Source organism: Novosphingobium percolationis, from assembly GCF_020179425.1.
Taxonomy (GTDB): domain Bacteria; phylum Pseudomonadota; class Alphaproteobacteria; order Sphingomonadales; family Sphingomonadaceae; genus Novosphingobium; species Novosphingobium percolationis.
This window is the reverse complement of the sequence record NZ_JAILYM010000001.1, coordinates 391,609-413,966: the sequence shown is the minus strand read 5'-3', so window position 1 is coordinate 413,966 and position 22,358 is coordinate 391,609. Positions and strand designations below refer to the sequence as shown.

Sequence of the window (22,358 nt, the reverse complement as noted above, 5' to 3'; positions counted from 1 at the left end):
CAGACCTGGCGCTAGTCCTGCCGGGGTGAAGGTTCTGCTTGCCCTGCTCGGTTCGGTGTTCGGTGCGCGCGCTCGCGCGATGCGCGTGCCTGCCAGCCCGGGCGTCGAGGACGGTTTCCTGACCCGCCTCGCCCGAGATCGGGCGGGCAATACCGCGATGATCATTGCCGGCGCGCTGCTGCCGCTGATGGCGCTGGTGGGCGGCGGCGTCGACGCGGGGCGGCTCTATCTGATCCAGTCGCGGTTGCAGCAGGCCTGCGATGCGGGCGTGCTGGCCGCGCGCAAGCAGATGGGCGCGATCACGAATTTCAACGCCGCAACCGATACGGCCAAGGTGGTCGATCGCGGATCGCGGATGTTCAACGTCAACTTCTCGTCCGGCACGTATGGTTCGACCGGGCGGAACTTTGCCATGGTGATCCAGGACGATCAGTCGATCGCGGGGACCGCGACGACCAGCGTACCGATGACGATCATGCAGATGTTCTCCGCCCAGCCGGTGGCGATGACTGCGACCTGCACCGCCCAGCTCAACGCGCCCAACACCGACATCATGATGGCGCTCGACGTCACGGGCTCGATGAACGAGATCAACAACGGCGACACCAGCCCCAAGATCGCGATCCTGAAGACCGTGGTGAAGAACTTTTATGCCACGATGGAAGGCGTGAAGCAGCCGGGCAGCCGCATCCGCTATGGCTTCGTGCCCTATTCCTCGAACGTGAACGTCGGCTCGTTGCTGGCGGACGACTGGATGGTGAAGAGCTGGGCCTACCCTTCGCGCACGCTGGTCGGCACGGGGTCGGCGAACGGGACTTATACCTACGACACCGGCACCGATCTTGTTTCCGGCACGGCGTGGGACAGCACGTACACGTTCGCCGCCACCAAAACGTGGTTCGGGACCTATACCTGCTCCGCGCCCGCGAACACGTTGAGCAGCAAGACCAACAAGATATCCTCTACCCAGACGGCCGTGACCGGGCCGCCGGCGGGCACGCGCACAGTGACGACCTACCAGATCGTCTACAATGGCGCGAACTATGGCACGGTGACGCGTTCGGGCACGACGTGTTCGACGACGAAGACGACCTATACCAACTACACGCTGCAATACGACACTATCACCGAGCCCAAGCTCGGCAGCGGCAGCCAGTGGTGGTACAAGGACGTGACCAAGGATGTGAGCGGCTGGCGCACGGGCTCGGACGGCTGCATCGAGGAACGCGGCACGTACGAGATTACCGACTATACCAATGTCGACCTGACCAAGGCGCTGGATCTCGATATCGACACGGTGCCCACCGCCGGGATGGCGGCGACGCAGTGGCGACCGCACTATCCGGCGGTGATCTATAACCGGGCGCTGCTGTGGAACGGCACGGGCAACTGGTCGACCAGCGAGGTGACGACGCAGAACGAATACATCTCGCCCTATTATGGCGGGTTTGCCGATTGCCCCGCGATGGCCAAGAAGCTGCAGACCTGGACGACGAGTTCGCTCGCGACCTACATCGACAGCCTGAAGGCGGGCGGTAGCACCTATCACGACATCGGCATGATCTGGGCCGGGCGGCTGATATCGCCCACGGGGCTGTTCGCGAGCGAGAACGCCAACGTGACGGCGACCCGCCCGACGAGCCGTCACGTGATCTTCCTGACCGATGGCCAGACCTCGTCCTATGACCTCACCTATGGCGCCTATGGCGTGGAACCGCTCGCGCGGCGGCGGTGGGGGCCGTCTTCGGCGCTGACGCTGACGCAGACGGTGGAAAAGCGGTTCTCGTTCGCGTGCGAGCAGGTGAAGAACCGCAACATCACGGTGTGGTTCATCGCCTTCGGGACCGACCTCAACCCGATCATGACCGAGTGCGCAGGGGCCGGGCACTATTTCTCTGCATCCAATTCCACCGAGCTGGATGCCGCCTTTGCCAAGATCGCGCGCTCGATCGGCGACCTGAGGCTTTCGCAATGAGGGCGCTGCATACGCTCTGGCGCGCGCGGGAGGCGGCCACCGCCGCTGAGTTCGCGCTGGTTCTGCCGGTGTTGGTGAGCGTGCTGATGGGCATGTTCGACATGGGCTACAACATGTGGGCCACTACCATCCTGCAGGGCGCGGTGCAGCAGGCCGCACGCGCCTCTACGCTGGAAAGCGCCAGCGGGCAGACCGCGACGATTGATGCCAAGGTGACGGCGCGGGTGCAGCAACTGGTGCCTTCGGCGACGCTGGCGTTCAAGCGCAAGGCCTACACCAACTTCAGCAACGTCAGCACGCCCGAGGACTATACCGATACCAACGCCAACGGGGCGTGCGACAATGACGAGGCGTTCGAAGATGCCAACGGCAATGGCGTGTGGGATGCCGACCGCGGCGTGACGGGCCTTGGCGGGGCGCGCGATGCGGTACTTTACAGCGCGACGATGAGCTATCCGCGCGCGTTCCCGATGGCGGCGCTGGTGGGGCTGTCCTCAACCGTATCGACCACGGCGACGACGGTGCTGCGCAACCAGCCGTTCAAGCTGCAGGAAGCATCGACCAAGGTGGGGAATTGCAAGTGAAGCGGGGGCTCAAGGCTCGTTGGCGCGCGCTGTGGCGCGCCCGATCGGGCGTGGCGGCATCGGAATTCGCGCTGTCGCTGCCGCTGCTGCTGACCGTGGGCATGTGGGGCACCGAACTCGCCAACCAGACGATGGTGCGGATGCGGCTGTCGCAGCTGGCGATGCAGATCGCCGACAACGCCTCGCGCATCGGCGACCAGTCGGTGCTGTCGAGCCGCAAGATCTATGAAAGCGACGTGACCGACCTGCTGGCGGGCGCGGGCGTGCAGGCGGGCGCGCTCAACCTCTATGCCAACGGGCGGGTGATCATCAGCAGCCTGGAAGTGCTGCCCGGCACGACGAGCACGCAGTACATCCACTGGCAGCGGTGCCGGGGCAAGAAGTCCGTGGTCAGCGCCTATGGCGTGGAAGGCAAGGGGGCCGACGGCTCGCTGGTGGGCCTGGGCCCCGTGGGCGAGGAAGCCAAGGCCAGCGCGGGCGATGCGGTGATGTTCGTCGAACTGACGTACGATTATCAGCCGCTGATCTCGAACCTGTTCACCGGCGGATCGCAATCGAACACGATCAAGGCCACCGCCGCCTTCAACGTCCGCGACGACCGTGACCTGACGCAGATCTATGTGCGCAACGTGACGGACGGCGTGGCGAGTTGCCTGACGTATACCACCTGAAACGCGAAAGGACCGCTCCCTGCGGGAAGCGGCCCTTCGGTTTCGCAGCAGTCTTGCGCGATCAGCGATAGCAGACCTTGCGCACGGCGGCGGCGATCTTGCCCGCATCGATCAGTGCGGCCTTTTCGAGATTGGCGGCATAAGGCAGCGGCACGTCCTCGTCGCACACGCGCAGGACTGGGGCATCGAGGTGGTCGAAGCCGTCTTCCATCGCGATGGCGATGATTTCCGAGGCGATCGAGCAGACCGGGAAGCCTTCCTCGGCCACGACCATGCGGTTGGTCTTGGCGAGCGAGGCCAGCACGGTGGCCTTGTCGAGCGGACGCAGCGTGCGCAGGTCCACCACTTCGGCGTCGATGCCTTCGGCAGCGAGCGTTTCGGCGGCTTCCAGCGCGAAGCCGACGCCGATCGAATAGGACACGATCGTCACGTCCTTGCCTTCGCGGACCACGCGCGCCTTGCCGATAGGCAGGACGAAATCGTCGGTCTGGGGCACGTCGAAGCTCTTGCCGTAGACCAGCTCGTTTTCGAGGAACACGACCGGATCCTGGCTGCGGATCGCGGCCTTGAGCAAGCCTTTGGCATCGGCGCTGTCATACGGCGCGATGACGACGAGGCCGGGCACGGCGGCGTACCACGGGCCGTAGTTCTGGCTGTGCTGCGCGCCGACGCGGCTGGCCGCGCCGTTGGGGCCACGGAACACGATCGGGCAGCGCATCTGGCCACCCGACATGTAGTTGGTCTTGGCGGCCGAGTTGATGATGTGGTCGATCGCCTGCATGGCGAAGTTGAACGTCATGAACTCGACGATCGGACGCAGGCCGCCCATCGCCGCGCCCGCGCCGATCCCGGCAAAGCCGTATTCGGTGATCGGCGTGTCGATCACGCGCTTGGGGCCGAACTCTTCGAGCAGCCCTTGCGTGACCTTGTAGGCGCCTTGGTATTCGGCCACTTCCTCGCCCATCACGAAGATGCGATCGTCGGCGCGCATTTCCTCGGCCATGGCGTCGCGCAGGGCTTCGCGGACCGTGGTGGCGACCATCGTGGTGCCAGCGGGCACTTCGGGATCGCGCGCGGGGGCCGGTGTAGCCGTGACAGCAGCGGCGGCGGCCGGCGCAGGGGGCGCTGCAACGGGTGCCGGGGCCGGAGCGGCGACAGGGGCCGGCGCGGCGGCGTCCTCGCCCTCACCCGCGATGCGCGCGATGACGGTGCCGACCTTCACGCCTTCGGTGCCTTCGGCCACGAGCAGTTCGGCCACGGTGCCTTCGTCGATGGCTTCGAATTCCATCGTCGCCTTGTCGGTCTCGATCTCGGCGAGGATGTCGCCGGATTTCACGGTGTCGCCGGGCTTGACCAGCCATCTGGCGAGGGTGCCCTCTTCCATCGTCGGGGAGAGGGCGGGCATCTTGAGGTCGATCGCCATCTCAGTAGGTCTCCACCAGGACGTCGGTGTACAGTTCGTGCGCCTGCGGCTCGGGCGAGCTTTCGGCGAAGTCGGCGGATTCGGCCACCTGCTGGCGGATCTTCTTGTCGATGTCCTTGATGCGCTCTTCGGTCACGCCGCGCTTGAGCAGTTCCTGCTTGGCGCCTTCGATCGGATCGTGTTTGTCGCGCATTTCCTGCACTTCCTCGCGGCTGCGATACTTGGCGGGGTCGGACATGGAGTGGCCGCGATAGCGGTAGGTGTTCAGCTCCATCAGCACCGGACCATTGCCCGCGCGCACGTATTCGAGCGCGACTTCGGCGGCCTGGCGGACTTCCAGAACGTCCATGCCGTTCACGTCCATGCCGGGAATGCGGAACGCGGTGCCGCGACGGTAGAAGTGCGTCTCGGCCGAGCCGCGCTTCACCGCGGTGCCCATGGCGTAGCCGTTGTTTTCGACCACGAACACGATAGGCAGCTTCCACAGCGCCGCCATGTTGAAGGTTTCGTAGACCTGGCCCTGATTCGAGGCGCCATCGCCGAAGTAGGCCATGCACACGCCGCCATCGTCGCGGTACTTGTGCGCAAAGGCCAGCCCCGCCCCCAGCGGCACTTGCGCGCCGACGATGCCGTGGCCGCCATAGAACTTGTGCTCGGTGCTGAACATATGCATCGAGCCACCCTTGCCGCGCGAAATGCCCGCGCCGCGCCCGGTCAGCTCGGCCATGATCACCTTGGGATCGATGCCGTAGGCGAGCATGTGGCCGTGATCGCGATAGCCGGTGATGACGCTGTCGTGGCCTTCCTTGAGCGCCGACTGCAGACCGACCGCGACCGCTTCCTGGCCGATGTAGAGGTGGCAGAAGCCGCCGATCAGGCCGAGGCCGTAAAGCTGCCCCGCCTTTTCCTCGAAGCGGCGGATCAGGACCATCTGCTCGTAGAACTTGAGCAGTTCCTCGTCGCTCGCCTCGAAGCGTTTGTTGTTGGCGTGCGCCTGCTGAAGGCTGCGCAGCGCGAAGGCGGCGTCGTCTTCGGCGGCGATGGCGTCGCTGGACTGCACAACCGGGGTGGCGGCGGCAGGAGCGGTCTTGGGGGTTCTGGCGGCGCGCGGCCTGGCAGGTTTGGCCAAGTCTGGGGTATCCTTTTCTGGCAGCCTCGCTTCGCATCACATTGCGAAAGTCCCTGCCCCTATAGGCGTCGGGACGAGCATTCTGCAATGTCGAGGCGCATCAGCGTGGGCCGCGTGGATACCTATTCGGTCACGGCAGGCGTCATAAAACCTATGCGGTGAATATTAGAAAAGGCGAGAACCGAAATGTCTCGCAAAGGTGCACGCCTGCTACGTGGGAGTGGCGGTCGACGATGGTCGGGGACAGCGTTGTTGCTGAAAGCGGCGAATGGCGCACCCGGAACGATTCGAACGTCCGACCCTCAGATTCGTAGTCTGATGCTCTATCCAGCTGAGCTACGGGTGCATAACCATGTCGCGCCGCGCGAGGCCGGAAGACCTCTGCGGCATCCCTGCACCGCCCTGCAAAGGGAGGTGGCGCACCCGGAACGATTCGAACGTCCGACCCTCAGATTCGTAGTCTGATGCTCTATCCAGCTGAGCTACGGGTGCTTGGGAGACGCGCCTTTACGGGGGCGATTCCGGCTTGGCAAGAGTTTTCAGCCCAGAGATTTCAACATTGTGACGACAGCATTTGCGAGCGGTACGTCGAGCGGGGGCATCGTGCCCGGCGCCAGCGCCAGCGAGGACAGGCTTTGCGCATCATGCCAGGCGATCGCGGCGCCCTCGCCGGCATCACACGCGGGCACGAGCGGCGTGCCGGTCCAGTCGCGACAGGCGTAGAGCAGCAGCACGACCGCACGTTGCGCCGCTGCCCCGCTCGCGGCGAAGGTCACGGGTTCGAGGTGCTGCGGAGCGACGTCGATGCCCAGCTCCTCGGCCAGTTCGCGCGCAAGGGCTGCGTCGGGCGTTTCGCCGCGTTCGACCTTGCCGCCGGGAAACTCCCAAAGCCCGCCATGCTCCTTGGCATCGGGCCGACGCTGCACCAGCACGCGCGCGCGCTCGTCGATCAGGGCGGCCGCGACCACCAGCAGGGGAAGATTCATGGCGGTGCGAATCACCTTCTCGGCGTCGGGTTTAGGAAAGGATTTGTTAGCATAGGCGCTTTATCTGTGACGGTGCCGAAATGAACGGGAAACGACGGTGAAGCAAACCATGCGCAAACTGCTGCGGGATCAATCCGGAGCCACGGTCATCGAATATGGCCTGCTGCTCGCGGTGTTCTCCACTTTCGTGATCTTCGGCATCAAGGCCGTCGCCACAGGCTCTGGCGGGCTGTGGTCGCTCGTCGAAGAGAAGGGCGTCGCGGCGATGACTATGCATTAATCGGTTCTTAGGAACTTGTACGCATAACCACGAATGCACGCTCCGGGGACAAATTGGAGCGGGCCGGGAATACGAAGACATCAACAGGAGACTGACCATGAAGCTTTTCCGTGACATCGTTCGCAACGAAGACGGCGCCACCGCGATCGAATACGGCCTGATCGCTGCCCTGATCGCCGTGGCCGCCATCTCGGCGATGACCACCCTGGGCACGAACCTGTCGGGCACCTTCAACAAGGTCGCGACGACGGTTGCCAAGTAAGACCACAAGGCCTTACCAGCTTTCCGACGGGCGGGGGTTTCCCCCGCCCGTTTTCGTTTGCGCGCAAGATTTCCGGCCTCGCCGGATTGCCGCCGCGCAAAATTTTGTTCCGGTGAGGCGCTACCGATGAAAAAGTCGGTCGGCTGATAAGTCGGTCTTAAGAATTGCTGCGTAGAACCACGAATGCAAGCTCCGGGGACAAATTGGAGCGGGCCGGGAATACGAAGACATCAACAGGAGACTGACCATGAAGCTTTTCCGTGACATCGTTCGCAACGAAGACGGCGCCACCGCGATCGAATACGGCCTGATCGCTGCCCTGATCGCCGTGGCCGCCATCTCGGCGATGACCACCCTGGGCACGAACCTGTCGGGCACCTTCAACAAGGTCGCCACCACGGTTGCCAAGTAAGACCGAGCGCCAGATCGGTTTTCCGACGGGCGGGGGGTTCCCCCGCCCGTTTTCGTTTGGCGCGCCGCCGTCGTCACGAACCGGCCGAAAGGTCCTGTAAACTATCGAATGGAAGTCGATGACCCAACTGAAGTCCATAATGGTTCTTCCGATGGGTGCGGCGATAATATGATTTTAAGGATTACTGCGTAGAAACACAGTCGCTCACTCGGGGGGGAACGCTCCGGGCGGGGGGACAAACAAGACTTTGCAGTGAACCATTCTGGAGACTGACCATGAAGCTTTTCCGTGACATCGTTCGCAACGAAGACGGCGCCACCGCGATCGAATACGGTCTGATCGCTGCCCTGATCGCAGTGGCCGCCATTTCGGCGATGACCACCCTGGGCACGAACCTGTCGGGCACCTTCAACACGGTCGCGACGACGGTTAACAAGTAAACGCGAACTCCCTTTCGGGGTGTGTGACGGGCGGGGCTTCCCCGCCCGTTTTCGTTTGTGCCGCGGTCGCATCAGGGGCGCAACCAAGGTTGAACGCTGTCCTTAATGGACGATTAGCTTAACCTTCTGCCCGGGCACGAGACGGGCATTGGCGGAAAGGCCGTTGAGCACGAGGAAGCGGTCGAGCGGGCGGTCGGTATACGCCATGCGTGCGGCAAGCGACCGCACGGTGTCGCGCGCGGTAACGGTGGCGATAGCAATCTTACGCGGACGAATCGCGGCGGCTTCCTCGGCACTGATTCGCCGCATCGAACCGAACATTGCATCGAACGCGGGGCGGCTTTGCGAATCGGTGCCGACTTGCGTGCCCGCCTGTGTGATCGTGGCGAAGTGGAAGGCCTGTTGCGGCCCCCAGGCGTAGGCGAAGACCGTGACATCGACAGGGTTGCCGCCGCTGGTCATGCGGCGCGTGGCATAGGCTGCCGGAATGCCGTTGACGGTGGTGCTACGCACGTCCTGCACCGTGGCCTGCCCTTCGGTGAGCGCGGAGAATGCTGTACGCACATAGGCGCCAAGATCGCCGTTGTAGGGAGCAGTCGCCAGCTCGCCCTTGGCCGACTGGCCGGAAATGGCGACTGACTTGGTGCCGTTGACCAGATAGAATCCCGGCGGGGCGGAAAACGCCATGCGGAAGCCGGGGTGCACGAAGTTGCGTCCTTCGACAACGCCTTGCGCGGGATCGTCGCCATAGGTCAGCCCGTCAATGCGGCTGAGGAACACGTCGCGGTTGGTCAGGCCCCTCGCCTGCCCGGCTTGGGCCAGAGCGGCGCGTACGCGCGAGGCGGGATCGGGGTGGGTGCTGGCCCATTCGGGCATCCGGTCGCCGCTGCCGCTGATCTGAGAATCGAGCGCGGTCTGCGCGGCGAGGCTTTGCAGCACGCTCGACATCGCGCGCGGATCGTACCCCGCGCGGCGCAAGTAGAGTACGCCGAGGTTATCGGCCTCGGTTTCCTGCCCGCGCGAATATTTGAGCGTGAGAAGCTGGCTGCCGGTCGAGAAGATCTGCTGCCCCACCTGCCCTAGCGCGGTGTTGCCGAAGATCGCACCCGACAGCACCGTGCCCAGCACGCCGAGGATGGCGTTGCGGGTGGCCGCGCTTTCGCGCTTGGCGGCGTGGCGGGCGGCGACGTGGCCGACTTCGTGGCCGAGCACGCCCGCCAGTTCGGCCTCGTTGTTCATCAGTCCAACGAGCTGGCGGGTGACGTAGATGTAGCCGCCGGGGATGGCGAAGGCATTGTTGACCGGGGAATTGAGCAGCGCGACGGTGAAGTCGCCGCGCGCATTCGACAGGCCCGATTGCACGGCGATGGTCTTGCCGACCTGCTCGACATATGTCGCCTGAGGCCCCTTCATCGCGCCGCCGAATTCCTGCAGCAGCTGCGGGTTGGCCTTGGCCCCCTGTGCCTTGTCGGCGGCGCTGATGGCGTTGACGGTCCCTTGCGCGGCGCTTTGCTGGAACGCGATTCCACCGGCCGCGACGGTGGCCAGCGAGGCAAAAGACAGGAACAGGCGACGGCGCATCATGGTCTCCCCGGGGTTTCGCGGGTCGAACCGATCAGCATGGGCTGCGGTTCCCGACCGCGAATGGCTGAACGAATCAGGCGCCGATCTTGAGGAAGCGTTCGGCACGCAGCGCGCGCAGCGCGTCGGGCGCCTTGCCCGCCAGCGCGTCCAGTTCCTCGCCGATGGCCTTGCCCAGCGCCAGCGCGGTGCCGGCAGGATCGCGATGCGCCCCGCCGACCGGTTCGCGCACGATGCGGTCGATCACGCCAAGGCCGAGCAGATCCTGCGCGGTCACCTTCATCGCCTCGGCGGCTTCGGGCGCCTTTTCCGAGGTGCGCCACAGGATCGAGGCGCAGCCCTCGGGCGAGATTACCGAATAGACCGCGTGTTCGAGCATCAGCACGCGTTCCGCGCTGGCGAGCGCGACCGCGCCGCCCGAACCGCCCTCACCGACGATCGTGGCGACCATCGGCACGCCGAGCGCAAGGCAGGCCTCGGTCGAGCGCGCGATGGCTTCGGCTTGCCCGCGTTCCTCGGCCTCGACGCCCGGAAACGCACCCGAAGTATCGACCAGCGTGACGACCGGCAGGCCGAAGCGGCTCGCCATTTCCATCAGGCGGACCGCCTTGCGATAGCCTTCGGGCTTGCCCATGCCAAAGTTGTGGCGGATGCGGCTTTGCGTATCGTTGCCCTTTTCGTGGCCGATCAGCATGACCTTGCGCCCATCGAGCGTGGCGAAACCGCCGACGATGGCCTGATCCTCGCCATAGAGGCGATCGCCGCCAAGCGGCATGAAGTCGCTGAACGCGGTCGCGACGAAATCCCTGAAGTGCGGGCGCGCCGGGTGCCGGGCGACCTGCGTCTTCTGCCAGGGCGTCAGCGCCTTGTAGGTGCTGGCCAGCAGCTCCGCGCTCTTGGCTTCGAGCCGGCGGATTTCGGAGGCGATGTCGAGTTCGCCGCTCTCGGCGGTCTCGCGCAGCTCGGCAATGCGGGCTTCGAGGGCGGCGACCGGCTTTTCGAATTCGAGATAGGAAATCATGAAGGATGCGCTACGGGCGCTTCGCGCGTCGGTCAACGGGAACCGACATTTCCCAGCGGATGGCGGGCATTCACAAGCGCCACGAGGCGCGCCGAATCGACGTGCGTGTAGATCTGCGTGGTGGCGATGTCGGCATGGCCGAGCAACGTCTGCAGGACGCGCAGATCCGCCCCGCCTTCGAGCAGGTGCGTGGCGAAGGCGTGGCGCAGCACGTGCGGGCTGACCTTTTCCGGGTCCAGCCCGGCGCGCAACGCGAGATCGCGCAGAAGCTGGAACAGCCGCACGCGCGAGAGGTGTCCGCCACGGGGCGACGGAAAGACGAAGCGCCCGCCCCCGCCCCGCGCGCGCAGCCATTGCGACAGGGCAGCCTGCGCCCTGCCCCCGACGGGAACCATGCGCTGCTGCCCGCCCTTGCCGGTGATGGTGACGAACGGGGCGTCGCGCGGCACGGCCATCAGCGGAAGCGAGACAAGCTCGGTGGCGCGCAGGCCCGAGCCATAGAGCAGTTCGAGCAGGGCGAGCATCCGTGCGCCTTCGGGCGTAGCTGCCGCTTCGGTTTCGGCCAGCGTGAACAGCGCGGCGACTTCCTGGTGCGAGAGGACGCGCGGCAGGGGGCGGCGCGCCTTGGGCCGGGGCAGCGCCGGGGACGGATCGTCGTCGCGCAGGCCTTCGTCGACGCAGAAGCCGTAGAACTGGCGCAGCGCCGAAGATTTGCGCGCGAGGCTGGCGGGCGCAAGATCAGCCCAGGCGCTGGCGAGGCGTGCAAGGTCGGCCTTGTCTGCGCGCAGCAGGTCGCCGATCACCTCGCCCGCGCCCGTCAGGTCGCGGCGATAGGCGGAGAGCGTGTTGGCCGCAGCGCCGCGTTCGGCAGCCAGCATGGCGAGGAACGCCCCGACAGCGTCCTGCGCCACGCCGTTTCCCTCAGACGCGCGAGACCGCCTCGGCCGCGATCATCCGCGCTTCCCCTTCGAGGCCGACGCGGCGCAGGGCCGAAACGATGTGGTAGAGATGGACCGGGGTCATCTTGTCCCAGCTGGCGCCCTGCATCCCGAAACCGGCGAGCAGCGCGACGAGCGCGGGGTTGTTCGAATCCGCCGCCGCATCGATGGCGCGGGTCCAGCGCGTCTGGCGGTTGATATCGAGCGTGAGCTTCTTGGCGAAGCCCTGCGCCGTCTGGTCATCGACGCGGCCCAGCCCCATCAGCCCGGCGAGGAGGAAGCGCGAGCGGATCGCGCCTTCGCTCGAATCGCCATCCTGGAAGCTGCCCAACGCATCGCCGCTGACGGCGGCGAGCTTGGCGGGGGCGGATAGCGCGATCAGGCCCCAGGCCTCGCTGCCCACAGGCACGAAGGGCGCCCAGCGCGCCACGTTGCGATCGAGCCCGGCGGTGAGCATCGAGGAAATGAGCGGCGCGGCATCGTCGGCCATGCCCTCGCCCGGAACCACGCGCGCGGCGGCGTAGGCGGTGAGGACGAGGCGCGAATAGGCCTTGTCGGGATCGCCGCCATCGCCCCACAGCCCCTTGATCGCGGCGAGGCGGTCGGCGGCGTCCTCTGCCACGTAGGCGGTGCGCAGTTCCCCGGCGAGCGGGCCCCAGGTGGCGTCGCCATCCTCGATCGCGGCGATCTGCGACCACAAGTCCACCATCGCCGCGCTGGAAAGCACGCCGCGCCCTGCGGCGTAGTCGGCGGCGTCAGCGCGGGCGGCGAGCGGCAGCATCGGCGCGCGCACGGCCATCATGGCATAGGCGCCGCCTGCCTGCTTGCGCAGTGCTTCGGACGGTTCGAGCCCGGTGGCGAAGGCGAGGCCGGTGCGCCACGGGGTGAGGCTGTCGACGTCCTTCCATTCGATCTGCACCGCGCGGCGGGCATTGGTGCCCGATCCTGCGAACTTCTGCGCGAGGAAGATGTCGATCTTGTCGCCGCTCGGGGCCGAGCCGCCGCGGCGGCGCATGGCAAGATCGAGCTGCGCCATCGCGGGCGGGCCATCGCCGGTGAAGGCCGAACAGATCGCGCGGGAAAGCGCCCACTGCCATTCGCTGCGCCCGGCGGCGGTCAGCGCACTGATCGGGCACAGGCCCACCGGGTCTGCCGTCGCAAGGAAGCTGCCCATCGCTGCATCTTCGAGGCTGCGCGTGAAGAAGCCACTATCGACCTGCTGGACCAGCGCGCGCGCGGCGTCGGCCTCACCCATGCGCAGCAGCAGTTGCGCACGGATCGCGGCCCAGTCCGCACCGTTCATGCCAACGGGCGTGTCGAGTCGGCTCGCCAGCGCGCGGCGCAACAGGATGTGGCCCCAGCGCGAGACCAGCGGCCCCTTGATGCCATTGACGACGCCTTCGACGAAGGGACCGTTGAGATAGTGGCTGGAGACGGCAGGCAGGCCGCCATCGGCTTCGGCGATCAGGCCGACACGCGACAGGCTGCGCTGGGCATTGGGCGGAATGTCGTATTTGGGCCGCACCTTGTCGACCAGTTCGTCGATCAGCACGGGGTCGATCCCGGCGAGCGGATCAGCCGCAGGCGCGACCGGGGCCGCCACGACCGGGCCGGTCGGCAGAGGCTGGACCACCGGGGTTGCCGTTGTCGCGACCGGCTGCGGCGCTGGTGCGGTACTTGCCGGACGTGGGGCGGGAGAGGCTGCGGCGCGCGGGCTGGCCGAGGGGGCGGGGCGCGGCGTGGACGCGCGGCTCGGTTGCGGAGCGGGCTTGTCGTCGAAGCCGGGCGGCAGCAGCGACTGTTGCGCGCCGGCCATGCCGGTGATCCCGGCGATGGCGGCGCAGGCGAGAAGCCAGTGGCTCTTGCGCATCACGTCAATGCATCCCGGCGGGCGCGGCCACGGGCGTTTCGATCCAACCCCTCGGTCTCGTCCCACCCATCATCCATGCCACCACCAGAACTGCGAGCAGGACCGCAAACGCGATGACTGCCGCCAGGATACGTTTGTTCACGCGACCTCATCAATTTTCCGGCTCACCCGTTTTCCTGCGGGAACCGCCCCGCCCGCCGTGGCGCTTGCACTGGGCAGTAGCGCAAGTATAGGCGGCGCCGCAATGGACCACGAAGCGACGCCTCTTCCCCACGCCGGACCTGCCGGGCTCGCTGCGGCGGAAATCGCGCGCATCGCCCGCCGCATCGACCGGCCGATCGTGCTGGTGGGCATGATGGGCGTGGGCAAGACGACCGTTGGCCGCAGGCTGGCCGCGATGCTCGACCTGCCGTTCGTGGACGCCGACGAGGAAATCGAGAAGGCGGCCCAGATGCCGATCCCCGAGATCTTCGCCCAGTTTGGCGAACCCTATTTCCGTGATGGCGAGCGCCGGGTGATCGCCCGCCTGGTTGGCGCTGGCGCAAGCGCTGATCGCAAGGTGCTGGCAACGGGGGGCGGTGCCTTCGTCGATCCCGAGACGCGGCGGCTGATCCTTGAGCGCGCGATTTCGGTATGGCTCGACAGCGACGTCGATACGCTGGTGGAGCGCGTGGGGCGCAAGGACAATCGCCCGCTGCTGAAGCAGGGCAACCCGCGCGAGATCCTGGCGCGCCTGCGCGAAGAACGCCGCCCGCACTACGAGCAGGCTGCGATCCATATCGTCAGCGGCCAGCAGCCGCATTCGGTCACCGCAAACACGATCCTGAAGGCGATTGATTCATGGCTGTGATTCCCGTCGCCATCGCTGGCGCCCCTTACGAAGTCCGAATTGCGGCAGGCATCTTGACCGAAGCGGGCCGGCATTGTCGCCCGTTCATCCGCAAGAACAGCGTTGCGGTGGTGACCGATGTCAATGTCGCGGCGACGTGGCGCGGCGTGGTCGAATCTTCGCTTGCCGCCGAGGGCATCACCTCGGAATGGCTGGTGCTGCCTTCGGGCGAGAGCACCAAGTCGTGGCAGTATCTGGCCGAGACGGTCGATTTCCTGCTGGCGCAGGAAGTAGAGCGCAAGGACAATGTGATCGCGCTGGGCGGCGGCGTGATCGGCGACCTGACGGGCTTTGCAGCCTCGATGGTCAAGCGCGGCTGTGGCTTCATCCAGATGCCGACGACGCTGCTGGCGCAGGTCGATTCGAGCGTGGGCGGCAAGACCGCGATCAACACCGCGATGGGCAAGAACCTGGTCGGGGCGTTCCACCAGCCTTCGCTGGTGCTGGCCGACCCGCTGGCGCTCGACACGCTCCCTTTGCGCGATACGCGCGCGGGCTATGCCGAAGTCGTGAAGTACGGGCTGATCGACGACGCCGACTTCTTCGAATGGTGCGAAGCCAACGGCGAAAAGCTTTTGGCCGGTGACGCCGAGGCACGCGAGACCGCGATTGCCCGTTCGGTGGCGGCCAAGGCGCGGATCGTCGCCGAGGACGAGAAGGAAACCACCGGCGTTCGCGCGCTGCTCAATCTTGGCCACACCTTTGGCCATGCGCTGGAAGCCGAGACCGGCTTTTCCGACCGGCTGCTGCACGGCGAAGGCGTGGCGCTGGGCATGGTTCTGGCCGCGCGCTTCTCGGTGCGGCAGGGATTGATGGCCGGGCAGGACGCAGAGCGCGTGGTGCGCCATATCGGCGCTGTGGGCCTGCCCGCCTCGCTCAAGGCGCTGGGGCTGGATTGCGACGGGCGCCGGCTTGCCGACCACATGCTGCACGACAAGAAGATGGACGCAGGCACCCTGCCCTTCCTGCTGATGCGCGGGATCGGACAGACCTTCCTGGCAAAGAATGTCGATCTGGGCGACGTTGCAGCATTTCTGGACGACGAACTGGCTCCTTAAGGCAGCAGGTCGACCGCGTCGAAATCGGCCAGCACGGCCTTGCGTAGCAGGGTGCGGTGGCAGCCACAGGCCTGGCGTTCGTAGCACAACAGGGCTGTGCGCTTTTCACGCGCGAGTTCGGCCAGTTGCGCGCCCGCGACCATGGCCTCCGGCAGTTCGAGTTGCCCGGCATAGACACGTTCGAGCGTGGCGTGATCGTTGGCGCGCGCGGCAGCGCGGCCGTCCGCCGGGGTGCCGAGCGCCTTGAAATGCCGATATTCGATGCCCGCATCGGCAAGGTTCGCCGCCAGTGCCGACTTGGAAAAGCCGGGTCGGCGCGAGAGCGGCAGGGCGCGGACGTCCGCCAGCACCTCCACCCCTGCCCCCTGGAGCGCGGCAATCAGCGCGGGGATGGTGCTCTGCTCGTAGCCGATGGTCCAGATTGTCATGGCGTTCATGTGGGGCCTGAACTTGTCGGCGCAAGGTTCAGAAAAGGCGCGATCCGTTGGGGACCGGCCGATCGGCCGCGAACAGCACGACACGGCCCTCCTCGTCGGCGAAGCCGAGCGTCAGCACTTCGGACATGAACTTGCCGATCTGGCGCGGCGGGAAGTTGACCACGGCGGCGATCTGGCGGCCGGTCAGGTCTTCGGGCGCATAGAGCGTCGCGATCTGCGCGCTGCTTTTCTTGACGCCGATGGTCGGGCCAAAATCGATTTCCAGCTTGAGGCTGGGCTTGCGGGCTTCAGGGTACGGTTCGGCGCGCAGGATGGTGCCGATGCGGATATCGACCTTGAGAAAATCGTCGAAGGCGATGGGATCGGCGGCGGGGGCGTCAGCGGCGAGATCGAGGTGCATCGCGCATCGTGAGCATGGGTGCTGGCCCGATGCAATTGCGTTTTTGCGCGCCCCCCCCAACCCCTCCCGCAAACGGGAGGGGGGAAATGTGCTGCCTTACTTCCCCTGGAACTGGGTCTTGCGCTTTTCGAGGAAGGCGAGGACGCCTTCGCGTGAATCTTCGCTGTCGCCGGCCTTCTGCTGGCCTTCGGCTTCGGCGAGGAGCGCGCTCGACAGGTCGCATTCCAGCGCCTTCAAAAGGTTCTGGCGCATCTGGCCGAGCGCGACCGTCGGCCCCTTCGCCAGCCGCTCGGCCAGCGCCATCGCCTCGTCCTGCAGCTTGTCGTCGTCGACAGCCTTGTAGATCATGCCCCAGTTTTCAGCCTGTTCGGCGCCGATCTTCTCACCCAGCATCATCATCTGCGTGGCGCGCGCCTTGCCGATCAGGCGCGGCAGGATCCAGCTCGACCCGCCGTCGGGCACAAGGCCGATGTTGACGAAGGCCTGCAGGAAATAGGCGCTGCGCCCGGCGATCACGAAATCGCCCGCGAGCGCGATCGAGCAGCCCACGCCTGCGGCCGGGCCGTTGACGGCGGTGATGATCGGCACGCCCAGCTTCGCCAGCTTGGCCACCATCGGGTTGTAGGCTTCGGTCAGCGCCTTGTAGCTGCCCGCGCCGCCGGTGATGGGCGAAGGGCGATCACCGCGCGCGGCAAGGTCTGCGCCCGAGCAGAACGCGCGACCTTCGCCGGTGATGACCAGCGCGCGCACGTCCTTGCCCATCAGCGTCAGCGCGTCGGCGATTTCAACCGCCATGTGCGGCGGGCAGGCATTGAGCCGCTCGGGGCGGTTGAGCACAAGCTTGGCGACCGCGCCGAAGCGCTCCAGACGGATGGTTTCGAATTCCATGGGGCACCCTCTCCTGAATTAATCGAATGATTAACTCAGGAGCTAAGATACCCGCGCACGCTTGGCAAGCGCCAAGCGCCATGCACCTCTCAGATGTGGTGCGCTTGCGCGAAGGCCGCCGCCGCGCCGAACAGGCCGGGCTGCGGATGGGTGATCAGCTTGACCGGCATCGCGGCCATCAGGCCTTCGAAGCGGCCCTTGGCCCGGAAGCGGTCGGCAAAGCCGGAGCGCAGCAGCGTGTCCTTGATCCGCAGGCCCAGCCCGCCCGCCATCACCAGCGCGGAGGCGCCGTGCGCCAGCGCCAGATCGCCCGCGACGCTGCCGAGCGACAGGCAGAAGCGATCGACCGCGGCGGCGGCAAGGCTGTCCTCGCCACTAGCGCCCAGCGTCCACAGCTCCTTGTCCTCGCGCGGGGTGAAGGGATGGCCTTCGATCCCGGCGAGCGTTTCGTAGATATCGACGATGCCGGGGCCCGCGACCACGCGCTCGGCCGAAACGCGGCGGTGGCGCTTGCGCAGGCGCGCGAGGATCGCGTCCTCGATCGCGTCGAGCGGGGCGTAGTCGATATGGCCGCCTTCGGTCGGCTGCACGCGATAGCGTCCGCCATCGCGCCACAGCTGCGCGACGCCAAGGCCCGTGCCGGGGCCGACGACGCTGATCGTGCCGGTTTCCGGCAGCGCCTCGTCGGGGCCGGTCAAGTGCTGGAAGTGTACAGGGCCAGCCTGCGCCACGGCATGGGCCACGGCGGCAAAGTCGTTCACGACGATGTAGTCGTCCGCGCCGAGCTTTTCAGGGATCATCGCAGGCCGGATGATCCACGGGTTGTTGGTGAACTTGATGATCTCGCCACCGACCGGGCCCGCGACGGCGATGGCGGTTGCCTTGGGCAACGGCGTGCCCACATGGCGGCCATATTCTTCCCACGCGAGCTGGAAGCTGGCGTGATCGGCGGTCTTGAGCGTGACGGCTTCACCCAGCGAAACGACGCGCCCGGTCTCCACTTCGGCCAGCGCGAAACGCGCATGGGTTCCGCCGATATCGACGGCAACGAGCTGCATTGTACTACCCCTCCCCCAGCCGCCGGTCAGATCCCGGCGGGGTATCTTGTCCGCCGGTCAAAGCCCGGCGGCGGCCAGCATGGCCGATCCGCCACGCTCGGCCGGATCGGAATGATGGCGCATCAATGCGAACAGTTCGCGGCCCACGCCCATGGTTTCAGCGGGCGCGACCGCGTGTTCGCGTGTCGCCCATTCTTCCGGATTGACAACGGTGTCAAGCGTGCCGGTTTCGGCGCAGACGCGCACCACGTCGCCATCGCGCAGCTTGGCGAGCGCGCCGCCCAGCTTGGCTTCGGGCGAGACGTGGATCGCGGCGGGAACCTTGCCCGAAGCGCCCGACATGCGCCCGTCGGTGACGAGCGCGACCTTGAAACCGCGATCCTGGAGGACGCCCAGCGGTGGGGTCAGCTTGTGCAGTTCGGGCATCCCGTTGGCGGCAGGGCCCTGGAAGCGGACGACGACGACGACATCGCGTTCCAGTTCGCCCGCCTTGAACGCGGCCAGCACTTCGTTCTGGTCGGAGAACACGCGGCAGGGCGCTTCGATCGTCCAGCGCGACTTGTCGACCGCGCTGACCTTGATCGTGCCGCGCCCGAGGTTGCCGCCGAGCAGGCGCAACCCGCCTTCGGGCTGGAACGGCGCGGACACGGGGCGCAGCATGGCATCGTCGCCGCTCTTTTCCGGAGCGGGCTTCCAGCGCAGCGTATCGCCGTCCATGAACGGTTCCTGCGCGCCCTCGCCCAGCCCGTCGCCATAGACGGTGAGGATGTCGCCATGCGCCAGCCCAGCGCCGACCAGTTCCTTGATCACGTAGGGCATCCCGCCCGCCGCGTGGAAGTAGTTCACGTCGCCCGCGCCATTGGGATAGACGCTGGCGATCAGCGGCACGGCGCGCGACAGCTCGTCCATGTCGTCCCAGTCGATCTGCACGCCCGCCGCGCGCGCGATGGCCGGCAAGTGGATGACGTGGTTGGTCGAACCGCCCGTCGCCAGCAGGCCGACGATGGCATTGATGATGGCCTTTTCATCGACGCAGCGACCCAGCGGGCGATAATCGTCGCCATCCCAGCCGATCTCGGTGGCGCGATGGACGGCGGCGCGGGTCAGTTCCTGGCGCAGCTTGGTGCCGGGCAGGACGAAGCTGGAGCCGGGCATGTGCAGCCCCATCATCTCCATCATCATCTGGTTGGAATTGGCCGTGCCATAGAACGTGCAGGTGCCCGCCGAATGATAGCTCGCGCTTTCGCTTTCCAGCAGTTCGTCGCGCCCCACCTTGCCTTCGGCATAGAGCTGGCGGATGCGCACCTTCTCCTTGTTGGCAAGGCCCGAAGGCATCGGCCCTGCCGGGACGAGGATCGTCGGCAGGTGGCCGAACCGCAAGCTGCCGATCAGCAGGCCGGGCACGATCTTGTCGCAGATGCCCAGCAGCAGCGTGCTTTCGAACATCGCGTGGGACAGGCCCACGGCGGTGGCCATGGCGATGGTGTCGCGGCTGAACAGCGACAGCTCCATCGAATCCTGACCTTGGGTCACGCCGTCGCACATCGCCGGAACGCCGCCCGCCACTTGCGCGGTGGCGCCCTTCTCGCGCGCGAACAGCTTAATCTGCTCGGGGTAGCGGCCATAGGGCTGATGCGCCGAGAGCATGTCGTTGTAGGCGGTGATGATGCCGATGTTCATCGCCTTGCCGCCGCGCAGCACGGCCTTGTCCTCGCCCGAGGCGGCAAAGCCGTGCGCGAGGTTGCCGCACGACAGCTGCGGGCGGTTGAGCCCGGCATCGCGCTGGCGCGCGATCAGGTCGAGATAGGCGGCGCGGCTGTCCTTGGACCGCTGGACGATGCGGTCGGTCACCTTGGCGACCACGGGATGAAGGGTCATCATTCGCTCCAGTAGATCGTGACGGGCGGGCCGTAGCCGCGCAGGAAATCGGAGACCGGGTAACGGTCGTCACCGGCCAGTACGCGGTCGAGCAGCGCCTTCTTCGATGCGCCGGTGACGACGAGGATGATCTCGCCGCACGCCTTCAGCGCCTTCTTGTTCAGGCTCAAACGATCGAACGGCGCTTCCGGGGGCAGCGGGATCGGCGTGGTGGCGATCACCGTCGGGCCGGGACGGACCAGCGCGTTCATGTGCGGAAACAGCGAGGCGACGTGGCCGTCCTCGCCCATGCCGAGCCAGACGAGATCGAACGGCGCGACTGCCATGCCCTCTTCCAGCCGCTCGAACCGAGCGCCGGTATCCCCCAGCGCGGCGTGGATCTTGCCGAAGTTCGATGCCGGATGATCGTCGGGAACCCGGCGGTCGTCGGTCAGCGCGATGGTCACCTGCGACCAGTCGAGCGGGCGGCCCTGCAGCAGCGCCAGCACCTTGATCGGGGTCGACCCGCCGGTGAAGGCGATGCGCTTTTGGCCGGGCTTGGCGAGTTCGGTCGCGATGCGGTCGGCGACCGCCGCCGCGTCGCCCGGCTGCGCCCAGCGGACCTGGACCTGCTCAGTCATTCCAGCTTCTCCCGTCGCGCTCGGTCAGGGCAATGCCCGCGTTCGGCCCCCACGAGCCTGCGGCATAGGGCTTCACTTCCATGTCGCCCTTGGCCCAGACTTCGCGAATGGCGTCAGTCCACTTCCACTGCGCTTCAACCTCGTCGCGGCGCACGAACAGGGTCTGTTCGCCTTCGATCAGGTCGAGCAACAGGCGTTCGTAGGCGATCCGCTTGCGCGCCTTGGCAAAAGCCGCAGCGAGCGACAGGTCGAGGTTCACTTCGCGCAGGACGATGCCGCCGCGATCAAGGCCCGGCTCCTTGGCCATCACCTGAAGCCGCACGTATTCCTCGGGCTGGAGGCGGATGACGAGGCGGTTGGCGCGCAGCTTGCCGCCGCGTTCGGAAAAGATGTTGTGCGGCACCTGCTTGAATTCGACGACGATCTCGCTGCGCCGTTCGGCCAGCCGCTTGCCGTGGCGCAGGTAGAACGGCACGCCCTGCCAGCGCCAGTTGTCGATGTGGGTCTTGATCGCGACGAAGGTCTCGGTGTCGGAATCCTGCCCGAGATCGTCGAGGTAACCGTGGACGCTTTCACCCTTCACCGCGCCTGCACGGTACTGGCCGCGCACCATCTCCTCGGGCTTAACAGGCCGCAGCGCGCGGAGCACCTTGACCTTTTCGTCGCGGATCGAGGTTGCATCGTAATCGCGCGGCGGTTCCATCGCGGTGAGCGCGAGCAACTGGAGCATGTGGTTCTGCACCATGTCACGCAAAGCGCCGGTATCGTCGTAGAAGCCCTTGCGGCCTTCGAGGCCTACCGTCTCGCTGACCGTGATCTGCACGTGGTCGATCCCCGCGCTGTTCCAGAGCGGTTCGAACATCATGTTGGCAAAGCGCAGTGCCATCAGGTTCTGCACCGTCTCCTTGCCGAGATAGTGGTCGATGCGGAAGATCTGCTGTTCGGCAAAGCCTGCGGCGACGGCATCGTTGATGCGGCGGCTCGATTCCAGGTCGTTGCCTAGCGGCTTTTCCAGGCCGATGCGCACGTTGGCATGGGCGAGCCCGGCGCGGCGCAAGCCTTCGATCGTCGGTTCGAAAAGCGCGGGCGCGGTCGACAGGAAGATCGACAACCCGCAGCTGGTATCGCCGAGCTTTGTCGCCAGCGCGCCGAACGAGTCGATGTCCGAGGCATCCAGCGTCTGGTATTCGAGCCGGGCGAGGAAGGTGCCCAGCTTGGCGTCGTCCTTGCGGTCGGCGGGCAGGAACTCTTCCAGCGCGGCCTTGGCAAAATCGCGGAAGCCCGCGTCATCATGTTCCGATCGCGCAGTGCCGACGATGCGCAGCGTGGGGTCGATCAGGCCGTCTTCGTGCAGGGCATAGAGCGAGGGCAGCAGCATCCGCCGCGAAAGGTCGCCGGTCGCTCCGAACAGAAGCAGAGCGGAACAGCTGGTCTCGGCCATCGAAACGGATCTCCCTCGGCACGCCGGGGCGAGCCCGGCCGATATCGCCAGCAGCAGCCCTAGACCCGTTTCGAGCGGGGTCCAGACTGCATAAGTATGCAAGCGGCGTCACCGCCA

At 66.4% G+C, this 22,358-nt stretch carries 23 protein-coding genes and 2 tRNA genes; 9 read left to right on the top strand and 16 right to left on the bottom strand.

The genetic code is table 11. The features are described 5' to 3' along the window. Nucleotides 1-25 precede the first annotated feature (25 nt). From K3A84_RS01830 to K3A84_RS01820, 3 genes are read left to right on the top strand one after another with little or no spacing between them, the layout of a single operon-like run. Nucleotides 26-1,975 carry a pilus assembly protein TadG-related protein gene (locus K3A84_RS01830; RefSeq protein ID WP_225007357.1) on the top strand — a complete coding sequence of 650 codons (1,950 nt, stop codon included), beginning with the start codon at nucleotides 26-28 and terminating at the stop codon, nucleotides 1,973-1,975. Then, nucleotides 1,972-2,559, top strand: a complete 588-nt coding sequence (locus K3A84_RS01825) for a TadE/TadG family type IV pilus assembly protein (protein ID WP_225007356.1) — start codon at nucleotides 1,972-1,974, stop codon at nucleotides 2,557-2,559. Before K3A84_RS01830 ends, K3A84_RS01825 begins: the two co-directional genes overlap by 4 nt. Beyond that, on the top strand, nucleotides 2,556-3,230 hold the full coding sequence (locus K3A84_RS01820; protein ID WP_225007355.1) for a TadE/TadG family type IV pilus assembly protein: 675 nt from the start codon (nucleotides 2,556-2,558) through the stop codon (nucleotides 3,228-3,230). The genes K3A84_RS01825 and K3A84_RS01820 overlap by 4 nt, the downstream gene beginning before the upstream one ends. A 61-nt stretch (nucleotides 3,231-3,291) precedes the next feature. On the opposite strand, the gene K3A84_RS01815 is transcribed toward K3A84_RS01820, so the two are convergent. The 5 genes from K3A84_RS01815 to K3A84_RS01795 all read right to left on the bottom strand — a co-directional run bounded on the left by K3A84_RS01815 (nucleotide 3,292) and on the right by K3A84_RS01795 (nucleotide 6,768). Then, entirely contained in the window at nucleotides 3,292-4,653 is a 1,362-nt protein-coding gene (locus tag K3A84_RS01815; RefSeq protein WP_225007354.1) for a pyruvate dehydrogenase complex E1 component subunit beta, read from the bottom strand. A gap of 1 nt (nucleotide 4,654) precedes the next feature. Next, on the bottom strand, nucleotides 4,655-5,782 hold the full coding sequence (pdhA, locus tag K3A84_RS01810; protein WP_225007353.1) for a pyruvate dehydrogenase (acetyl-transferring) E1 component subunit alpha: 1,128 nt from the start codon (nucleotides 5,780-5,782) through the stop codon (nucleotides 4,655-4,657). A gap of 269 nt (nucleotides 5,783-6,051) precedes the next feature. After that, nucleotides 6,052-6,128: transfer RNA gene (locus K3A84_RS01805), tRNA-Arg, on the bottom strand. Nucleotides 6,129-6,197: 69 nt separating this feature from the next. After that, nucleotides 6,198-6,274: transfer RNA gene (locus tag K3A84_RS01800), tRNA-Arg, on the bottom strand. Nucleotides 6,275-6,321: 47 nt separating this feature from the next. Continuing rightward, the gene (locus tag K3A84_RS01795) at nucleotides 6,322-6,768 is read right to left on the bottom strand and encodes a (deoxy)nucleoside triphosphate pyrophosphohydrolase (protein WP_225007352.1); all 447 of its coding nucleotides are present in this window, start codon (nucleotides 6,766-6,768) and stop codon (nucleotides 6,322-6,324) included. A gap of 97 nt (nucleotides 6,769-6,865) precedes the next feature. Here K3A84_RS01795 and K3A84_RS01790 point away from each other — a divergent pair, with 97 nt between their 5' ends. From K3A84_RS01790 to K3A84_RS01775, 4 genes are all read left to right on the top strand, one after another. Next, a complete protein-coding gene (locus K3A84_RS01790) occupies nucleotides 6,866-7,048 on the top strand; it encodes a Flp family type IVb pilin (protein WP_225007351.1) in 183 nt (60 codons plus the stop codon). A gap of 97 nt (nucleotides 7,049-7,145) precedes the next feature. After that, complete coding sequence (locus K3A84_RS01785) at nucleotides 7,146-7,310, top strand: Flp family type IVb pilin (protein ID WP_225007350.1); 165 nt, start codon at nucleotides 7,146-7,148, stop codon at nucleotides 7,308-7,310. A 247-nt stretch (nucleotides 7,311-7,557) separates the two neighbouring features. Beyond that, on the top strand, nucleotides 7,558-7,722 hold the full coding sequence (locus K3A84_RS01780) for a Flp family type IVb pilin (RefSeq protein WP_225007350.1): 165 nt from the start codon (nucleotides 7,558-7,560) through the stop codon (nucleotides 7,720-7,722). A gap of 275 nt (nucleotides 7,723-7,997) precedes the next feature. After that, nucleotides 7,998-8,162, top strand: coding sequence for a Flp family type IVb pilin (locus K3A84_RS01775; protein ID WP_225007349.1), 165 nt, complete (start codon nucleotides 7,998-8,000; stop codon nucleotides 8,160-8,162). A gap of 102 nt (nucleotides 8,163-8,264) precedes the next feature. Here the strand turns inward: K3A84_RS01775 and K3A84_RS01770 are convergent, their stop codons facing one another. The 4 genes from K3A84_RS01770 to K3A84_RS01755 all read right to left on the bottom strand — a co-directional run bounded on the left by K3A84_RS01770 (nucleotide 8,265) and on the right by K3A84_RS01755 (nucleotide 13,572). Beyond that, entirely contained in the window at nucleotides 8,265-9,743 is a 1,479-nt protein-coding gene (locus K3A84_RS01770) for a M48 family metalloprotease (protein ID WP_404823101.1), read from the bottom strand. Nucleotides 9,744-9,819: 76 nt separating this feature from the next. Beyond that, on the bottom strand, nucleotides 9,820-10,764 hold the full coding sequence (locus K3A84_RS01765; protein WP_225007347.1) for an acetyl-CoA carboxylase carboxyltransferase subunit alpha: 945 nt from the start codon (nucleotides 10,762-10,764) through the stop codon (nucleotides 9,820-9,822). A gap of 32 nt (nucleotides 10,765-10,796) precedes the next feature. After that, complete coding sequence (locus tag K3A84_RS01760; RefSeq protein WP_225007346.1) at nucleotides 10,797-11,675, bottom strand: tyrosine recombinase; 879 nt, start codon at nucleotides 11,673-11,675, stop codon at nucleotides 10,797-10,799. A 10-nt stretch (nucleotides 11,676-11,685) separates the two neighbouring features. Beyond that, complete coding sequence (locus K3A84_RS01755; protein WP_225008112.1) at nucleotides 11,686-13,572, bottom strand: hypothetical protein; 1,887 nt, start codon at nucleotides 13,570-13,572, stop codon at nucleotides 11,686-11,688. 244 nt (nucleotides 13,573-13,816) lie between these two features. Here K3A84_RS01755 and K3A84_RS01750 point away from each other — a divergent pair, with 244 nt between their 5' ends. Then, entirely contained in the window at nucleotides 13,817-14,422 is a 606-nt protein-coding gene (locus tag K3A84_RS01750; RefSeq protein ID WP_225007345.1) for a shikimate kinase, read from the top strand. After that, nucleotides 14,413-15,519: a 3-dehydroquinate synthase gene (aroB, locus tag K3A84_RS01745; protein ID WP_225007344.1), complete on the top strand. Its 1,107-nt coding sequence runs from the start codon at nucleotides 14,413-14,415 to the stop codon at nucleotides 15,517-15,519. The genes K3A84_RS01750 and aroB overlap by 10 nt, the downstream gene beginning before the upstream one ends. Here aroB and K3A84_RS01740 read toward each other — a convergent pair. The 7 genes from K3A84_RS01740 to zwf form a co-directional block, all read right to left on the bottom strand. Further along, a complete protein-coding gene (locus K3A84_RS01740; protein ID WP_225008111.1) occupies nucleotides 15,516-15,947 on the bottom strand; it encodes a DUF488 domain-containing protein in 432 nt (143 codons plus the stop codon). The genes aroB and K3A84_RS01740 overlap by 4 nt on opposite strands. A gap of 37 nt (nucleotides 15,948-15,984) precedes the next feature. Next, a complete protein-coding gene (locus K3A84_RS01735) occupies nucleotides 15,985-16,356 on the bottom strand; it encodes a tRNA-binding protein (protein ID WP_225007343.1) in 372 nt (123 codons plus the stop codon). Between the two features lie 96 nt (nucleotides 16,357-16,452). Then, a complete protein-coding gene (locus tag K3A84_RS01730) occupies nucleotides 16,453-17,244 on the bottom strand; it encodes an enoyl-CoA hydratase-related protein (protein ID WP_225007342.1) in 792 nt (263 codons plus the stop codon). A gap of 89 nt (nucleotides 17,245-17,333) precedes the next feature. Next, nucleotides 17,334-18,302, bottom strand: a complete 969-nt coding sequence (locus K3A84_RS01725; RefSeq protein ID WP_225007341.1) for a glucokinase — start codon at nucleotides 18,300-18,302, stop codon at nucleotides 17,334-17,336. 57 nt (nucleotides 18,303-18,359) lie between these two features. Then, nucleotides 18,360-20,183, bottom strand: a complete 1,824-nt coding sequence (edd, locus tag K3A84_RS01720; RefSeq protein WP_225007340.1) for a phosphogluconate dehydratase — start codon at nucleotides 20,181-20,183, stop codon at nucleotides 18,360-18,362. After that, nucleotides 20,180-20,800 (bottom strand): 6-phosphogluconolactonase, encoded by a 621-nt coding sequence (locus K3A84_RS01715; protein WP_225007339.1) that lies wholly within the window; start codon nucleotides 20,798-20,800, stop codon nucleotides 20,180-20,182. Before K3A84_RS01715 ends, edd begins: the two co-directional genes overlap by 4 nt. After that, nucleotides 20,793-22,241, bottom strand: a complete 1,449-nt coding sequence (zwf, locus tag K3A84_RS01710) for a glucose-6-phosphate dehydrogenase (RefSeq protein WP_225007338.1) — start codon at nucleotides 22,239-22,241, stop codon at nucleotides 20,793-20,795. The genes K3A84_RS01715 and zwf overlap by 8 nt, the downstream gene beginning before the upstream one ends. Nucleotides 22,242-22,358: the final 117 nt, after the last annotated feature.

Excerpts from the sequence above, each read along its gene's own strand:
- K3A84_RS01825 (WP_225007356.1), top strand. The coding sequence starts at position 1,972 with ATGAGGGCGCTGCATACGCTCTGGCGCGCGCGGGAGGCGGCCACCGCC.
- K3A84_RS01815 (WP_225007354.1), bottom strand. The coding sequence starts at position 4,653 with ATGGCGATCGACCTCAAGATGCCCGCCCTCTCCCCGACGATGGAAGAG.
- K3A84_RS01795 (WP_225007352.1), bottom strand. The coding sequence starts at position 6,768 with ATGAATCTTCCCCTGCTGGTGGTCGCGGCCGCCCTGATCGACGAGCGC.
- K3A84_RS01785 (WP_225007350.1), top strand. The coding sequence starts at position 7,146 with ATGAAGCTTTTCCGTGACATCGTTCGCAACGAAGACGGCGCCACCGCG.
- K3A84_RS01780 (WP_225007350.1), top strand. The coding sequence starts at position 7,558 with ATGAAGCTTTTCCGTGACATCGTTCGCAACGAAGACGGCGCCACCGCG.
- K3A84_RS01775 (WP_225007349.1), top strand. The coding sequence starts at position 7,998 with ATGAAGCTTTTCCGTGACATCGTTCGCAACGAAGACGGCGCCACCGCG.
- K3A84_RS01770 (WP_404823101.1), bottom strand. The coding sequence starts at position 9,743 with ATGCGCCGTCGCCTGTTCCTGTCTTTTGCCTCGCTGGCCACCGTCGCG.
- K3A84_RS01765 (WP_225007347.1), bottom strand. The coding sequence starts at position 10,764 with ATGATTTCCTATCTCGAATTCGAAAAGCCGGTCGCCGCCCTCGAAGCC.
- K3A84_RS01755 (WP_225008112.1), bottom strand. The coding sequence starts at position 13,572 with ATGCGCAAGAGCCACTGGCTTCTCGCCTGCGCCGCCATCGCCGGGATC.
- K3A84_RS01750 (WP_225007345.1), top strand. The coding sequence starts at position 13,817 with ATGGACCACGAAGCGACGCCTCTTCCCCACGCCGGACCTGCCGGGCTC.
- aroB (WP_225007344.1), top strand. The coding sequence starts at position 14,413 with ATGGCTGTGATTCCCGTCGCCATCGCTGGCGCCCCTTACGAAGTCCGA.
- K3A84_RS01740 (WP_225008111.1), bottom strand. The coding sequence starts at position 15,947 with ATGACAATCTGGACCATCGGCTACGAGCAGAGCACCATCCCCGCGCTG.
- K3A84_RS01735 (WP_225007343.1), bottom strand. The coding sequence starts at position 16,356 with ATGCACCTCGATCTCGCCGCTGACGCCCCCGCCGCCGATCCCATCGCC.
- K3A84_RS01730 (WP_225007342.1), bottom strand. The coding sequence starts at position 17,244 with ATGGAATTCGAAACCATCCGTCTGGAGCGCTTCGGCGCGGTCGCCAAG.
- K3A84_RS01725 (WP_225007341.1), bottom strand. The coding sequence starts at position 18,302 with ATGCAGCTCGTTGCCGTCGATATCGGCGGAACCCATGCGCGTTTCGCG.
- edd (WP_225007340.1), bottom strand. The coding sequence starts at position 20,183 with ATGATGACCCTTCATCCCGTGGTCGCCAAGGTGACCGACCGCATCGTC.
- K3A84_RS01715 (WP_225007339.1), bottom strand. The coding sequence starts at position 20,800 with ATGACTGAGCAGGTCCAGGTCCGCTGGGCGCAGCCGGGCGACGCGGCG.
- zwf (WP_225007338.1), bottom strand. The coding sequence starts at position 22,241 with ATGGCCGAGACCAGCTGTTCCGCTCTGCTTCTGTTCGGAGCGACCGGC.